At 59.2% G+C, this 15,592-nt stretch carries 14 protein-coding genes; 2 read left to right on the forward strand and 12 right to left on the reverse strand.

Annotation, left to right across the window (positions count from 1 at the left end; translation table 11 throughout):
• Positions 1 to 6 precede the first annotated feature (6 nt).
• From AC0R79_RS09820 to AC0R79_RS09840, 5 genes are all read right to left on the reverse strand, one after another.
• The gene (locus AC0R79_RS09820; RefSeq protein WP_474734243.1) at positions 7 to 1,617 is read right to left on the reverse strand and encodes a hypothetical protein; all 1,611 of its coding nucleotides are present in this window, start codon (positions 1,615 to 1,617) and stop codon (positions 7 to 9) included.
• A 171-nt stretch (positions 1,618 to 1,788) separates the two neighbouring features.
• Positions 1,789 to 5,472, reverse strand: coding sequence for a calcium-binding protein (locus AC0R79_RS09825; RefSeq protein WP_474734244.1), 3,684 nt, complete (start codon positions 5,470 to 5,472; stop codon positions 1,789 to 1,791).
• A gap of 201 nt (positions 5,473 to 5,673) precedes the next feature.
• Positions 5,674 to 6,303, reverse strand: a complete 630-nt coding sequence (locus tag AC0R79_RS09830) for a LysE family translocator (protein ID WP_007960020.1) — start codon at positions 6,301 to 6,303, stop codon at positions 5,674 to 5,676.
• A gap of 87 nt (positions 6,304 to 6,390) precedes the next feature.
• The gene (locus tag AC0R79_RS09835; protein WP_007960018.1) at positions 6,391 to 7,740 is read right to left on the reverse strand and encodes an NCS2 family permease; all 1,350 of its coding nucleotides are present in this window, start codon (positions 7,738 to 7,740) and stop codon (positions 6,391 to 6,393) included.
• 196 nt (positions 7,741 to 7,936) lie between these two features.
• Positions 7,937 to 8,380, reverse strand: a complete 444-nt coding sequence (locus tag AC0R79_RS09840) for a MarR family winged helix-turn-helix transcriptional regulator (protein WP_085608807.1) — start codon at positions 8,378 to 8,380, stop codon at positions 7,937 to 7,939.
• Between the two features lie 82 nt (positions 8,381 to 8,462).
• Here AC0R79_RS09840 and AC0R79_RS09845 point away from each other — a divergent pair, with 82 nt between their 5' ends.
• On the forward strand, positions 8,463 to 9,629 hold the full coding sequence (locus AC0R79_RS09845) for an aminotransferase-like domain-containing protein (protein WP_474734246.1): 1,167 nt from the start codon (positions 8,463 to 8,465) through the stop codon (positions 9,627 to 9,629).
• 31 nt (positions 9,630 to 9,660) lie between these two features.
• Here the strand turns inward: AC0R79_RS09845 and AC0R79_RS09850 are convergent, their stop codons facing one another.
• The 5 genes from AC0R79_RS09850 to AC0R79_RS09870 form a co-directional block, all read right to left on the reverse strand.
• Complete coding sequence (locus AC0R79_RS09850; RefSeq protein WP_474734248.1) at positions 9,661 to 10,032, reverse strand: glutaredoxin family protein; 372 nt, start codon at positions 10,030 to 10,032, stop codon at positions 9,661 to 9,663.
• A 102-nt stretch (positions 10,033 to 10,134) separates the two neighbouring features.
• Positions 10,135 to 10,680: a GTP cyclohydrolase I FolE gene (gene folE, locus AC0R79_RS09855; protein ID WP_003204506.1), complete on the reverse strand. Its 546-nt coding sequence runs from the start codon at positions 10,678 to 10,680 to the stop codon at positions 10,135 to 10,137.
• Between the two features lie 77 nt (positions 10,681 to 10,757).
• Positions 10,758 to 11,315, reverse strand: coding sequence for a Smr/MutS family protein (locus AC0R79_RS09860; RefSeq protein ID WP_474734251.1), 558 nt, complete (start codon positions 11,313 to 11,315; stop codon positions 10,758 to 10,760).
• A gap of 73 nt (positions 11,316 to 11,388) precedes the next feature.
• Positions 11,389 to 11,709, reverse strand: coding sequence for a hypothetical protein (locus AC0R79_RS09865; RefSeq protein ID WP_007960009.1), 321 nt, complete (start codon positions 11,707 to 11,709; stop codon positions 11,389 to 11,391).
• Positions 11,710 to 11,840: 131 nt separating this feature from the next.
• Positions 11,841 to 12,431: a cysteine hydrolase family protein gene (locus tag AC0R79_RS09870; protein WP_011333204.1), complete on the reverse strand. Its 591-nt coding sequence runs from the start codon at positions 12,429 to 12,431 to the stop codon at positions 11,841 to 11,843.
• A gap of 239 nt (positions 12,432 to 12,670) precedes the next feature.
• Here AC0R79_RS09870 and prmB point away from each other — a divergent pair, with 239 nt between their 5' ends.
• On the forward strand, positions 12,671 to 13,579 hold the full coding sequence (gene prmB / locus AC0R79_RS09875; protein ID WP_007960007.1) for a 50S ribosomal protein L3 N(5)-glutamine methyltransferase: 909 nt from the start codon (positions 12,671 to 12,673) through the stop codon (positions 13,577 to 13,579).
• Positions 13,580 to 13,691: 112 nt separating this feature from the next.
• Here prmB and AC0R79_RS09880 read toward each other — a convergent pair whose 3' ends face one another.
• Both AC0R79_RS09880 and AC0R79_RS09885 read right to left on the reverse strand, forming a co-directional pair.
• On the reverse strand, positions 13,692 to 14,483 hold the full coding sequence (locus AC0R79_RS09880) for a hypothetical protein (RefSeq protein ID WP_007960006.1): 792 nt from the start codon (positions 14,481 to 14,483) through the stop codon (positions 13,692 to 13,694).
• 57 nt (positions 14,484 to 14,540) lie between these two features.
• Positions 14,541 to 15,533, reverse strand: coding sequence for an alpha/beta hydrolase (locus AC0R79_RS09885; protein ID WP_474734254.1), 993 nt, complete (start codon positions 15,531 to 15,533; stop codon positions 14,541 to 14,543).
• Between the last annotated feature and the right edge of the window lie 59 nt (positions 15,534 to 15,592).

The following is a 15,592-nucleotide window of genomic DNA, read 5'->3' on the forward strand; positions in this document are numbered from 1 at the left end:
TGATGATCAGTCTTCGCGAAGAATGAAGAGGGTGGGTTGGTCCGGGCTCGGATGTTGAATGCCGCCCACCAGATAATTGACTTTGTCTTGTGCCAGCAGAGCGTTCAGCCTTTGTTGTCCGGTTTCATCGAGTGTCATCCGCGCTGCCGAACTGGTCAGTTCGGAACCCGGCCTGGTATAGCGAGGGATGAAGCCCGGGGAGACCAGCGGTAGCTTCAATACGAAAAGCGAGTCCAGTCCTTCCCGATGGAAAACCAGCGAGTGTTCCAGCAGCGAGGGATCTGGCGGACTGACCGTGTAGCCGCTCTTGACCAGGATGTTGTAGAAGAGCTTTTGCAAGCTCGCAGCCCCCGGTGCAGCCGTATATTCACTCCATTGCTGCGAGAATTTCTGCGGATCAAAATCGACTCGCTGCAGGCTCGGCCCGGTTGTCGGGGGCAGCACGATTCTTCCCCCGAAAGTGCCGTCAGAGATGATGGGCTGGACCGGCAGCAACAGCAGTGGATCTGCGAGGTGTCGGTGGGCGGGCATGGCCCTGTCTTGCCAGTGACGGAAGGTCTGGCTCAGCGCCTGCAACCCTTCACCGTTGATCACTTCGGCGCCGCGGGACTCTCTGAACATGGCCTTGGCCACGGCCCTGGCAGACGGCCCGGACAAGCACTCGAAGGCATCGGCAACATATTGCGTCAGCGGCTTTTCGAATGGCAGTCGATGGTCTGTAAAGCGCCACTGATTGTCCGGGCCGCGAGCTGCCCAGCGCGGTTGCAGTGTGCGATCGTCCACGAGCATCTGTTCGAAGGCATCAAAGCGCTCGGGGTTGAAACGCGGGTGCTTGATGCAGACGATCGATGTGTTGGAGCGAACGATCTGCGGCACGATCGGGTAGTGCAGCCCGTCTATCTCAACCGATTGACCGCCGGTGGGCTTTGTCGGCTGGCCCCAATTTCGCCATGGCTTGTTGGACAGATCCAGCGGCTGGGCAATGGTCGAAGGCTTGTCGGCGAGTGGGGCTGGATCGGTCGACGCGTCATCTTCATTCAGTCGCGGGCGCTTGCCCGGATCGGCCTGCGTATCCGGCTCGTCGACATGCGGGCGGCGTGCCGTGATTGCTTGTCGTTTTTGCCACAGATTCGTGCCCCGGATCCGCTCGACCAGAAAACCGGAGTGCGTCAGTTCGCTGGCCGAGGTCAGTTGAAAGCGTCCGTCAGGGTGCTGATGAACCATGGCGGTGCCTTCGCGCATGTCCACATAGGTTCGCTCCCGGCCGTCACGGCGGATGCCTTGCGAGGACGCGGCTGCCGGGGTCAGCCTGAGGGCCAGATGTGCAGGAATGAATACGGGTGATGTCGGCCTTGGCGAGGCTTCAGGTGCAATGCCTGACGCGTGTGGCGGCTGGCGGGGCAGCATCTCGCTGACTTCGACCGAGGGCTGTCGGTTGCCTGCGTCATGTTCCGTCGTGCGCGGCGAAGAGTGTCCGGTCAGAGTCGGCTCGCCGGTGGGCAGATGCATGCCGGGGCGAATGTTCGAAACGTTATCGAGGTTGACGTGAGGCGTGTCTGTTGAAGGCCTGGGAGGCGACGAACCCGCTGGAGGAATCTGCTTGGGTGGCTTGGCCATTTGAAGTGCTCCGATGTACGACTGATTCAGCTGTGTAAAGCCATGGAGTGATGCTGGCTAAAGGGGGCTGAATGATCGTCAAAGCGCACTTCTGGCGTGTGGTACATAGATCAATCGGTGCAAGCGACTGATGCAAAGCGTTTCCAGCTGAGTCCGTTGCTCCCGAGGGCATCAGTTGTAGTGCGTTTGTCCGGATAAAAGCCAGGCGAAGTGTTTCGCCTTTTCCAGTTTCTCCGGGTAGTCCAGCGAGAGATCGCCCATCAACCTGATGCAATGTTCGCGCAGGAGTTTCAAGGCGTGGTCGCCCAGCGGGGGAGTGTAAGCGAGGCCGATCTGTGCCACTTCTTCGAACAGTTTCAGTTGGTGGGTGCAGTGGTTGGTCGTCTGCAGATCCTGGCGATCAATTTCGCGGGACTTGTCCGTGTCGAGTAGCCATTGACGTTGCGCCAGGTGAAATCGCAGGGCGCCGAGGGTGCCATCTTTCATGGCCATGTTGCGCACAAGTATGTCGTCTTCCGGATAGTGCTTCAGTTCGATAGGCAACGGGGTGGAGAGGTCGGTTGGCGGTACGAGAAACCGTGCATCGATCGCTTCGATATAAACCGCTTCGAAGATCAGGTCGACCGCCCAGACAATGCCTTGCGCGGTGATGATGCGAATCTGGTCGATCAGGTCGCCCGTGTTCTGGTATTGCGGCAGGTAAATGATCGTCTGCCCGATCTGTAACCGGTTGTCGACGAGCGTGATCTCGACCGTGCCCAGGCTGGAGGCGTCGAATTCCCACGTCGAGGAAAATCCCAGTTGCTGGCTCGCGCTCGCCAATGCGTCGGGTGTGGAAATGCGCAACGACATGCCGGGACTGAGGTGGACGAGGTACTTCGAGCCCTCACCGGTGAGGCTTTCCACGGCAGTCTGGTACGCAGCGGGTTTGAGCATGACGCACTTCTCCCGGCTACCCAGCGCATGTGCCTGGTTGTCGAGCGGTTGCAGGTATTGATGCGTTCCCGCTCTGGGGGAAAGTGGCAGAGGCACGTTGCTGGTCCAATGCATCGGACCGCTTATTTCAAACGTGTCGTTCCAAAAATGACTGTCGGTGACGGCGGGCTGAACAAGCCGATAAGACGCGCCGTCGTTCATGACCAGAATGAACGAGTGATGGGTTGCCAGTACGGGGGCCTTCAATCGGGGCTTGAGATCGCGCATGCCGGACATGGTCGAAGAGGCAAGATTTTTGATCGCTAGCTGTTTGCTGCCGAAATGCAGGGTCATCCCGCACTCCTTGTACATGATGTAGTTGAAGTGAGTTCCGTGTATGAGGTCGGCGCTGTAATAAGCCTCGACGCGCGTCAGTTCTGTGCTGGGGCAATCAATGTGCAGCGTAGTGACCCCATTATTACCGGGCGCTGTTACCTGGAAAACTGTCTGGATATTGTTGCGTGACAGCCAGTAGCTCGAACTCCTGTCGTTGGGGACGGTGCACTTCGTATCAAACACGATGACCGGAAGCTGTCGGATTCCCTGTCGCAGGATCACCACTGCCACATCGACCGCTTGCGGCGTTTCGATGCTGGCTGGAAGTTCTGGCACGAGATGAAATCCGTCTTTGGTGATGAAGGTCAGTTTTCCATTCTGTAGCGCTCGTTTGTCCCCGGTTCGCTGGTAGACATTCTTGATCCTGACCACTTTCTTGCTGACGTCGTCGAATTCGAATCCTGATGTGATGACCAACTCCCGGTTTTCGATCTTCCAGCTTTCGATCAGGTCCGATCGCCAGTCCAGTGCAATGATGCTTTCCTCTGCGCCGTCTTCAATAATCGATGCTGTGCCGGGGACATGAGCGATAGCGTAGGCATCTTTGCCTTTGCCGCCATTGGCCGATACGTAATGGCTGAGCAAATAAATCTGATCCTCGCCGGGGCCTGCATCAATCTCGTCGCGACCACGGGACTTGATGATGTTCGGACCGTCACTACCGATGACTTCATTGGTTGCACCGGCCAGCGTCTCGACGTTTTCGATACTTTGCAGATGACTGTGCAGCCTGTAGGCCTGCTCTTTTGGAGTGGGCGGCTTGACCAGTAGCGACATCTCGCCCTTATGCAAGTCCACTCGGAATCCGTAACGATCTTCGTTGGTTTCCGGGAAGTGTCCCGCCAGTTTCAGCGTGTCGTTACCTGCATCACCTTGCAGTTCGGAAATCAGTGTTTCTTGGGTGCCGGTTTTCAGCAGGTCGGCAGCGCCCTCGAAGATGAACTCGTCGGCTTTCTCGCCACCGTTCAGGGATTTATGGCCCGCAGCGTAATAGAAGCCGTTGGGCTTTTTTTTCACCCCTTGAATAGTGTCGTTACCGCCGCCGATAAACCACAGGATGTCCTTGTCGTCGGCAGAAGTTCCAAGCACTGCTCCGGGAGTGTCTTTGGTAACGCCTGCGCGTGCATCGATGGTGTCGTTGTGATCGTTGATGCGGGGACGCTTGATGGTTTTGTACTTCGGGTTTTGTGCTGTCCACTCATAAGTCGCGACCTGGATGGGTTCGACATCCACCTGGAAACTGCCATTGACGATGGCTTCGGCCTGGTCTTTTAGTGTCTCGTCCAGCAACTTTCGGGCAGTGGCGCGCAGTTGTTGTGAGTGTCGGGCGGCCGACCTGGCGATAAGGTGGCGATCTTCAATGCTTTCATCCGGGCTGATACCCCAGAACGCAAACCAGCCGGTGCGCAGACGCTCTTCGGTGGTCAACGTGATGTAGTCGTCAATGTCATCGACCACATTGATCGCCGCCCAGACTCGGGATCCCGCGACCAGCAGCAAACCGGCGATCAGCCCGATCGGGCCCGCCGAGGAGAATCCGGCCAGTGCCGCTGCACCGAGCAGCACGGTCATGGCCGCGCTGGTGACACTCAACCCGGCATTCACATAGTGATTGATGGATTCTTTGCCGGTTGTCCGGGCTGCCGCCTTGAAACCATCCACCGCAGAAATGATATCGAAGGGCAGCGTCAGGGCGCCGCCAATCAAGCCGCCGCCGCGCCCCAGTTTCAGGGCGAAACTGGTTTTGGCAAAACCCTTGAAGGCACTCTCGCTGGCCTTGAGCATTTGCGTGGCTTTGCGAGCTACCGCGAGATCGATCGCTATCGAAGCAACGTCAGCGCTGAACGCCGAACTGTTGAACACGATGCCATATGAATCCTTGTCTCTGATTGCATCTTGCAGGCCGCGCAGACCACTGTAGATCCCGAACGCCTGAAGTCCGATACCCGTGCTGGCCATGGTGCGGCTGGTTGAGCGTTTGACCCAGTTTGGGAGTGGCTCCTGAATATGGGCATGGCGGATGTCGAGTTTTTGCGCTGCGTTCAGAAGTTGTTTCAGCTTGCCCGGATAAGTACCTGGATCGCTCGGGGAATCGAATGAGTCATGCAACAACGGCGGCGCCGTCAAGGGGCGATGGCTGGCAAGTTCGAAGAGCAGGCTGGGAAGCAGATAATCATCCGCCCCGGTCGTTGTTTTCATCCGCGCTTCAATGACGGCTGGATCAAACTGCAACGCATTGATTAAACGCTTTCCGGGCGTGCGGAAAAACGTGTTCTTGCCGTTCAGGGGTTGCCCGTCAATGGTCGCGCCCAATGTATCCAGGGCTCTACGGGTGATTGAATATCCGCCTATCTGCAGTGGGCCGAATACCTGGTCTACCGTTTTCAGTTGCGCTCTTTTGCGTTTGAGCGCGGGCGGGGTCTGGAGGGAATTGTTGTCGTCATAGTCGATCGTTGACGGTTGCCGTTCATTGCCGACAAGTTGCATGTCGGCAATGTCTACGTCGTTATGTTCGATCGATGACGGGAGGATAAGGGTAGCCATTTGAACATCCTTGTTCTGAAGATGAGGTTGCGCTGTGGCGTCATCTTAGGAAGAGGGTTCAAACGATGTACATCGGCGGGGTGTTGCGGTGTGTTGCGTTTTGGAAACGGAAGTTGCTGCCAGTTTCGATGCATGAATCAAGTGTCGAAACTGGCAGCCAGCTTTGAAATTTCTGAAGCTCAGAAGATTGTCTGCGAGGAATCAGTGCCCGCTGAGCAGCGATGCGGCACCGGCACCGCCGAACAATCCGGCGCTGATGCGGTTGAACCAGCTCTGACCCTTGCCGCTGCGCAGGTAACGCGCTGCACCATGGGCACCGAGGCCGTAGGTCAATTTGCACAGCAGATCGAGCAGCGTCCAGGTGGCGATCATCACCAGCAGTTGCGGCAGGAACGGTTGTTCGGCGCTGAGGAATTGCGGCAGAAACGCGGCGAAAAACAAAATGTCTTTCGGATTGCTCGCGCCCAGCACGAAGGCCCGGCTGAACAATGCACGGAATTTCGGAACCGGTGCAGCCTGAGGTACTTCGGCACCCACCGACGGCTGGCGCGATTGCTGCCAGCTCTGCCAGGCGAGGTAGAACAGGTAGATCGCGCCGACGATCTTCAGGGCGCTGAACAGTTTTTCGGACGCCAGCAGCAAGGCGCCCAGCCCCAGCGCCGAGGCACTGAGCAGGCAGATCGAGGCGAACACGCCACCGAGAAACGCCGGGTACGAACGACGCAGACCGTAATTCAGACTGTTGCTGATCATCAGCAACGACAGTGGCCCCGGAATCAGGATCACCACCAGCGCAGCGCCGCTGAACAGCAGCCAGGTTTCCAGACTCATCACTTGCTCCTTTTTATCGTTATCAAGAATGTGCAAAAGCCCCACCCGGTGGGGTGAGGCTGTTTTGAAGCGTGAACCGCGTAGCGCTTACAGGAAGATGAACTTGGCGATGAAGATCGCGCAGAGCACCCACAGGCTGACGGAGATTTCCTTGTACTTGCCGGTGCCGGCCTTCAGCGCGACATAGGTAATGAAGCCCAGCGCGATACCGTCGGCGACCGAGAAGGTCAGCGGCATCATGATCGCGGTGACGATCGCCGGAATGCTGTCGGTCGCTTCGTCCCATTCGATGTGCGCCATGCCGCCCATCATCAGCATCGCTACGTAAATCAGCGCGCCGGCGGTGGCATAGGCGGGAATCATGCCGGCCAGCGGTGCAAAGAACATCGCGGCTATAAATAGCACACCCACGGTGACTGCGGTAAGACCAGTCCGACCACCAGCCGCTACACCGGCGGCGCTTTCCACGTAGCTTGTGACTGGAGGGACACCGACCACTGCGCCGAAAACGCTGGAGGCGGAGTCGGCTTTCATGGCGCGGGACAGGTTTTCGATGCGGCCGTCAGCGTTCACCAGGTTGGCGCGCTGGGCGACGCCCATCAGGGTGCCGGCGGTGTCGAACATGTGCACGAAGAGGAAGGCCAGCACCACGCTGATCATGCTGACGTTGAACACGCCGGCGACGTTCATGGCCATGAAGGTCGGTGCCAGGCTTGGCGGGGCGGACATGATGCCCTCGTAGTGCACCAGACCAATCCCCCAGCCAGCCAGGGTCACGGTGATGATGCTGATGAGGATCGCGCCGAACACTTTGTGATAGCTGAGGATCGCGATCATCAGGAAGCAGATGGCGGCAAGCAGCGGGCCGGGTTCACGCAGCGAGCCGAGTTTGATCAGGGTGGCCGGGCTATCGACGACGATGCCGGCGGTTTTCAGGCCGATCAGCCCGAGGAACAGACCCACGCCAGCGCCCATTGCATAGCGCAGGCTGACCGGAATGCTGTTGAGCAGCCATTCGCGAATCCGCGAAAAGGTCAGGATCATGAACAGCACGCCCGAGACGAACACCGCACCGAGCGCGGTTTCCCAGTTGTAGCCCATGGTGCCGACCACGGTGTAGGTGAAAAACGCGTTGAGGCCCATGCCCGGCGCCAGGCCTACCGGCCAGTTGGCGTAGAGGCCCATCAGCAGGCAGCCCAGCGCGGCGGCGATACAGGTGGCGACGAAGGCTGCACCGTGATCGATCCCGGCATCGGCCATGATGTTCGGGTTGACGAAAATGATGTAGGCCATGGTGATGAAGGTTGTCAGACCGGCAATCAGCTCGGTCTTCACCGTGGTGCCATGCAAGCTGAGTTTAAAGATGCGCTCAAGCAGGCCATTGCGTAACGGCGGCGAGAGTTCCAGCGTCGATGCTTCGGATTTGCGGCTTTCCACAGCGAGTACTCCTCAAGAGTTTTATTGTTATTTCCAGGACCGGACCCATGAGGGGTGGCAGCGGCCCTTTGAGGCATACGCGAATTTGTTGACCATGCGGTCAGGAACTCGCACGCTGTGGATTATGCTTTTGTGTACAAATAAAGCAAATATTGTTTTTGGTTTTGTAGACGAAAATACTGGCGATCAAGCTATATCACTCGTTCGGACGATGTGTTCCCAGTGCCAGATTCACCGCCAGCCAGCCGTTGACCGCCGTTTCGCCCGCTTCGGCAAAGACGCGCTCAAGCAATTTCACCTGCTCGCGGCGCAATGCCTGTTCAAATTTCGCCCCTTCAACGGTCAGCTCCAGCAGGCGTTTACGCTTGTCTGTCTCGGACGCCACGCTGTCCACCAAGTGCATTTCCTGCAATTGCCGCAACGGCATGTTCAGCGCCTGCTTGCTGACGCCGAGTAGCGCGAGCAATTCCTTGACGCTCAGGTTCGGATAGCGAGCGATGAAAAACACGATGCGTTGATGCACGCGGGACAAGCCGCGACGCTCGAGCATTTCATCGGCCTTGGCGGTGAACGCCTGGTAACCGAAGAAAAACGCTTCCATGGCTTGTTGCTGGCTGGCGCAGTTTTTAAGGTCAAGCATATTGACGTTTCCAGAGAGGGTGTCGTAATTTCAGTCAACAAGTTTGACTCATTTTTTCCATGCCTCGCTAGCGGTGACTTCCATGGCTTTTTCCGAACGTGTCTCGCGCCTCAAAAGTTCTCTGATCCGTGAAATCCTTGCTGCGGCCCAGCGCCCGGAGGTCATGTCATTCGCCGGTGGTTTACCGGCCGAAGCGATGCTGCCGAAAGTTGAATGGGCTGAGATGCCACTGTCTCTCGGCCAGTACGGCATGAGTGAAGGCGAGCCAGCACTGCGCGAAGCGCTGGCGGCAGAGGCGAGGGCGCTGGGTTTGCCGGGTGAGGCGAGTCAGGTGCTGGTGGTCAGTGGCTCCCAGCAAACCCTCGATCTGGCGGCCAAGCTGTACATCGACAAGGGCACCGAAATCCTGCTCGAAGCGCCGACCTATCTGGCGGCCTTGCAGATCTTCCAGTTGTTCGGCGCCGATTGCCTGACCGTGCCGCTGGAGGCTGACGGTCCGAACCTTGCGCAATTGCGTCAGCGCCTGGAGCAGCATCGTCCGGCGTTCATCTATTTGATTCCGACCTTCCAGAACCCGTCCGCCGTGCGCTACAGCGAAGCCAAGCGCGAAGCCGTTGCGGCATTGCTCGACGAATTCGGCGTGACCCTGATCGAAGATGAGCCTTATCGCGAGCTGACCTTCGATGGCGGCAGTGCCCAGCCGATTGCCGGACGCCTGAAGAAATCCAGCTGGATCTACACCGGCACCGTGTCGAAAACCCTGCTACCGGGTCTGCGCGTCGGCTACCTGATCGCCAGCCCGGATCTTTTCCCGCATCTGCTCAAGCTCAAACAATCGGCGGATCTGCACACCAACCGCATCGGTCAGTGGCAGGCGTTGCAGTGGATTGGCAGTGAGAAATATCAGCAGCACTTGAGTGAATTGCGTGGCTTCTACCGTCAGCGTCGCGATGCATTTCAATCAGCGCTGGAAACTCACTTCGGCGATCTGGCGGACTGGAACACACCCCAGGGCGGGCTGTTTTTCTGGCTGACCCTGAAGCAACCGCTGGACACCCGCACCTTGCTGAACACCGCGCTGGCCAATGATGTGGCGTTCATGCCGGGCGAACCGTTCTTCCCCGAGCCGGATCGCAACCCCGGCCACCTGCGCCTGAACTTCAGCCACATCGATCCGGCCCGACTGGATGAAGGGCTCAAGCGTCTGGCGGCGGTGGTGCGCCAGGCCCAGGCCGCGCAGGCGGCATAAAAAAACCGGCCATCAGGCCGGTTTTTTTGAGTCAGACTGCGGCGAACCGCTTGTTCAGATACTCGATGATCGTGTTGGACTCATACATCCAGGTGGTCTGGCCGTTCTCTTCGATGCGCAGGCATGGCACCTTGATCTTGCCACCCTGTTCCAGCAGGGTCTGACGATCCTGCTCGTTGTTTTTCGCGTCCTTCAGGGCCACCGGAACATTCAGGCGACGCAGGCTGCGGCGGGTCTTCACGCAGAACGGGCAGGCGTGGAACTGATACATGGTCAGGTCCTTGGCGGCGGCATCAACCTGAGCCTGGGCAGCGGCGGGGCGCTGCTTCTTGCCCGGGCGGGTCAGGAAATCAACGAAAATGATCAGTTGGCCGAGGCCGACACGAAGCGCTTTGACGAACACGTTACAAGCCTCACAGGGACATTGAAGAAGGCGCGCAGCTTACCCGATTTTTCACGGACGAAAAAAAACCGGCGATCAACGCCGGTTTTTTTGTGTCACGCATTACTTGATCAGGCTGAGAAACTCGCTGCGGGTCGCCGCGTTTTCGCGGAACTCACCGAGCATCACCGAGGTGATCATCGACGAATTCTGTTTCTCGACACCGCGCATCATCATGCACATGTGCTTGGCCTCGATCACCACGGCCACGCCCAGCGCGCCGGTGACCTGCTGGACCGCATCGGCGATCTGGCGGCTGAGGTTTTCCTGGATCTGCAGGCGGCGGGCGTACATGTCGACGATCCGCGCGACCTTCGACAGGCCCAGCACTTTGCCGCTCGGGATGTACGCGACGTGGGCCTTGCCGATGAACGGCAGCAGGTGGTGTTCGCACAACGAGTACAGCTCGATGTCCTTGACCAGCACCATTTCGCTGTTGTCGGAGCTGAACAGGGCACCATTGGTGACCTCTTCGAGCGTCTGTTCATAACCGCGGCAGAGGTACTGCATGGCTTTGGCGGCACGCTTTGGCGTGTCGAGCAGGCCCTCGCGGGAGACGTCCTCGCCCAGTTGGCCGAGAATCGCGGTGTAATTCTGTTCCAGGGACATGAAACTACCTGTGGGGATTTTCGCAAAGGGCAAGGGTACGGTGGCGGACACGACCCTGCAAGTTCGGTGTAACGGGATTATTCGTCGCGGCCTTCCATCATGGTGCGTTTGAGCATCACATACACGGCGCCGGCGCCGCCATGTTTCGCCTGGCAGGACGTGAAGCCAAGCACTTGCGGATGCTGGCGCAGCCAGGTGTTGACGTGGCTTTTGATCATCGGCCGCTTGCCATCCAGACGCACAGCCTTGCCGTGAGTAACGCGCACGCAGCGGATTTCGAATTTGGTCGCTTCGGCGAGAAAGGCCCAAAGGGTTTCCCGGGCTTTTTCGACGCTCATGCCGTGCAGGTCGAGGCTGCCTTCGAACGGGATCTGCCCGATCTTGAGCTTGCGCATCTGGCTTTCCTGCACGCCGTCGCGGGCCCACATCAACTCGTCTTCGGGACCGACGTCGATCACGAACTGATCGGACAGGCCATCAACGGTAGCGGTGTCGGTGCGCACGGTGGCGGACTGGCGCAGCTTGGCGATCCGGTCACGGTCAGCCTTGGGTTTGCCGGTGTCGGCGCGGTCGTGCTTGATCGGCTTGACGCCTTGGATCGCACTTTTGAACAGAGAAAAATCGTCGTCTTGCATGTCAGCCTCCGCGAAGGGCGGCCAGTTTACCCAAACAGACACAAAACGGCCCGGCAAAAAGCCAGGCCGTCGATCAATCGTGTTTTTTCATCAGGTGCGGGGACATGTTCAGCTCCCGCGATTGCCGTGCGCGACGCCGGCAACGACGCCACAGGGCCACGCCGAAATACAGGAACAGCAGGCCGACTGCGAGAATGATCGCCGAGCCGAGCGGTGTTGCATTCAGGTCGCCGAGCGCCGGCGGGCGCCCCAGCAGGCTGGCGGCCCCGGCCATCGCCAGCAGCACGCCGAACGTGGCCAGTATGGCCGCGATCGCCGCGCCGAATCGAAATCGCCAGTTGCTTTGGCCTTTGGGCCGCAAGCGGCGTGCGTCAAATCCATCGGATAACTTCATTCCGACCTTCCTCAATGGGTATCGGCCCTTCGACCGGGAGTTGACCGGGTTGTTCCTGAGGCTAGGGTAATTGAAGCAAATGCGAGGTTTTTGCAGATGAGCGGCGGGCTGAACCGCTCATTTACGGTCGATCAGATCAGATCCTGGGTCAGCGCGAGGGTGGCGAAGTTGTCGGCCATGATCGCCATCTCCGCTTCCTGCACCTGTTCAGCGCTGAGTACGCGGCCCTTGAACGGCAGATCGCGGGTGGCGCAGGCGTCTTCGACCAGGGTGCAGCGGAAACCCAGGTTCTTCGCCGCGCGCACGGTGGTGCTGACGCTGGAGTGGCTCATGAAACCACAGACGATCAGGTCCAGCGAGCCGATGGTTTGCAGACGATCGTAGAGTTCGGTGCCGTGAAAGGCGCTCGGCAGCAGTTTGCCGATGATCGTTTCATCGCCCTGGGGTTCCAGGCCGGGGATGAACTCGCCGCGTTCGCCCTGCGGGTCGAACAGACCGCCGACGGTGCCGAGGTGGCGCACGTGCACGATCGGCCGGCCGGCTGCGCGAGCGGCGGCAACCAGTTGTTTGATGTTCGCGACAGCCGCGTCCATGCCGCTCAGGGCCAGCGGGCCGCTGAGGTACTCTTTCTGGGCATCGATGATGACCACGGTGGCATGGCTCAACGTGGCCGCTGCGTAACCGCGACCGCTGAGTTGAAACATCGTTTTTGGAACGGACATTCTGGGGCTCCTTCGGGTGGGGCTTTTGCGACATTGTCCTCTGGCTGAGCGGTTCTGTGAATCGCTACCATCGTAGACACCGTCGTTGCTGGCCTGCAGCCTTGTCAAGTTACACGATCTGTTCAATAGCCGATGGGAAAATCGGAAGAGTCCTACTGTCGCCCCGGAATCTTTCCTGCGTCGTCGCGGCGCGTTTTGGCTGCTAGAATCGCCAGTCGTTTTTTCTGGAGTTCTGCCCCGTGATCACTTCCCGACTTCGTACCCTGCGCGACCACATCCGTTGGGCCGTCAGCCGCTTCCATGGGGAGGATCTGTTTTTCGGCCATGGCACCGACAATGCCTGGGACGAAGCCCGGCAGCTAGTGCTGGGTGCCTTGCACCTGCCATGGGAAATCGCCGACAGCTATCTGGATTGCGCGCTGGAAGACGATGAACTGGTCAATCTTCAGCGCCTGCTCAAGCGCCGCATCGAAGAACGCATTCCGACCGCTTACCTGCTGGGCGAGGCATGGTTCTGCGGCATGTCGTTCATCGTCGATGAGCGTGTGCTGATCCCGCGTTCGCCGATTGGCGAGCTGATCGAAAACCGTTTTGCCCCATGGATCGGCGACGAACCTGCGCGCATTCTCGACCTGTGCACCGGCTCCGGCTGCATCGGCATCGCCTGCGCCTACGAGTTCCAGAACGCCGAAGTGGTGCTGGCGGATCTGTCGTTCGAAGCGCTGGAAGTGGCGAACCAGAACATCGAGCGTCATGGCGTCGATGAGCGTGTGTTCACTGTGCAGGGCGATGGTTTTGATGGTCTGCCGGGTCAACGTTTCGACCTGATCGTGTCGAACCCGCCCTACGTCGATGCGGAAGATTTCGCCGACATGCCGGACGAATACCAGCACGAGCCGGAACTGGGCCTGGCCTGCGGCGATGACGGTTTGAACCTGGTACGCCGGATGCTCGCCGAAGCGGCGGATCATCTGACCGAGAAGGGGTTGCTGATTGTCGAGGTGGGCAACAGCCAGGTGCACGTCGAAGCGCTGTACCCGGAAGTCGATTTTGCCTGGCTGGAGTTCGAGCGCGGCGGGCATGGCGTGTTCATGCTGACCGCCGAACAGTGCCGCGCCCATCAGGCACTGTTCGCTTCCCGCGTCTGACTGACGCCGAACGCTGACGGGGCGCCGATCGTTCCCACGCTCTGCGTGGGAATGCAGCCCGGGACGCTCCGCGTCCCACCCCAAACTGAACGCAGAGCCTGGGATCAATCAGTCAGCGGTGCGTTGCAATCCAGATCAGCAACCCGGCCTGAAACACCGCAAACGCCACCAGACAAGTAATGGTGAACCGCAACCCGGCGTCTTCGCGCTTGAACTTGCTGACCTTGTCTTCCTGCTTCTTCAGCTTCACTTCCTGCTCGGCCAGATTCTGCTCGGCCTGCTGCAACATCTGCGCGGCTTCAAGAATCTCGACGATCTGCAGCTTTTCGCTGTTCCAGTCGCCCAGCAAATCACCGACCTGCACTTCCTTGACGCTGCCCTTCAAATGCTGGGCGTCGGCGTAAACCACATCAAAGCCGTGCACCCGCAGAAAGTGATCGCGGCGCAGGCGAGTGTCTTCGTTCAGCGCGTCCTTGTTGTTCAAGTCCATGCCGTCGACGGTGTAGGTGGGCCAGCGTTTTTTCGCCCAGTTGATGCCCTGGGCGGCCATGAAACGGCCGATGCCACGGTTCATCGGTTCGATCTGCAAACCGCTGTCCGGGCCGAAATGCACGCGTTTGGTCGTGTGATCTACCCACACGTCCAGATGATTCTGCTCTTTGCGCACGCGCTGCGCGGGCAACTTGATCGCCATGCGCATCAGGCTGTGTTCTTTGCCGTTGCGCTCGGCGTAACCGAACTCAACGAAGCGCAGCGGCCGCCCACCGGTGTTGCGGTCGGTCTGCAGCGGCGCCAGGCGGAGCATCTTGTGGTGCTCGACGTGGACATCCGCCCATGGCAGCTCGACCGCTGGCGGTGCGTCTTTTTCAGCGGTGGTGTCGGGTGAAGTCTGGGTATCAGTCATAACGGCGAGATCCTGTCCAAGCTGCTTGCCGCCAGCCAGTACGCTGGCGACAAAGGCTTATCGGCCGTTTTCCATAGGACTAGAGGGTAAAAGAGCTCTACGGGTGCGAAGTCCGTCAATAAATTCAAGGACGCGTGTCCCCAGTTCAGCCGCCAGGGGCAAATTCGGGTCCTTGTAGGAGGCCAGTTGCCGCTTCACGTCGTTGGGCACGATGCGCAACACGTGGTTCATGCCTTCGATCAGCGCCAGTTGCGCGTCCGGTTTGGCGGCCTTGAGCAATTTCGCATCATCGACCTGGACCTGAATGTCGTTGCTGCCTTGCACGATCAGTGCCGGCATTTTCAGTTGAGCGAAGGCCGCCGCCGGATCCTGACGGAACAGTGAAATCAGATACGGCTGCACGCTCGGACGGAAAATCACCTGCAAAGGCGCCGGCACATTGTCGTCGGTATGCCCGGCCTTGAGGCTGTCGAGCAGTTCATTGCTGCGCAGCATCAACGGGGGAGGGAGGCTGCGGGCCAGTTGCCGGCGCAGCACCTGATCAATCGGTCGGGCCGTGCCGGAAAGCGAGATGACCGCCGCCGCGTCGACCTTTGGCGCCGCAAGGCTGGCAATCAGCGCGCCTTCGCTGTGGCCGAGCAGGATCAACGGACCGAAGCGCGGATCGGCTTTCAGCTTCTGGCCCCAGGCCACGGCGTCCGCCACGTAGGCTTCCACCGACAGGTTTCGCTCGTCCGGGGTTGCCGCAAGGCTGGCCGCCACCCCGCGCTTGTCGAAGCGCACACTGGCGACATTGTGTTTGGCCAGAACCCAGGCCAGTCGCTTGAGGCTGTCATTGCGCCCGCCTTCGGGGTTGTTTCCGTCACGATCGGTAGGACCCGAGCCAGAAAGGATCAGGACAACCGGCACGGGGCTGTCGGATTTCGGCAGCAACAGCGAGCCGAAAAGTTCGCCGTTGTCAGTCGTCAACGTGACCGGTCGTTGCAGGACAGTTGCCTGGACAAAGCCGGTAAACAGGGAAAGGCTCAAGATCAAAACTCGCAGCATCATCACGCCATCATTTGCCAAGGTGCCGGTTGGACTCACCCACACCGCTAAGGTTCGAGGAT

The organism is Pseudomonas sp. HD57-3 (genome assembly GCF_056113135.1).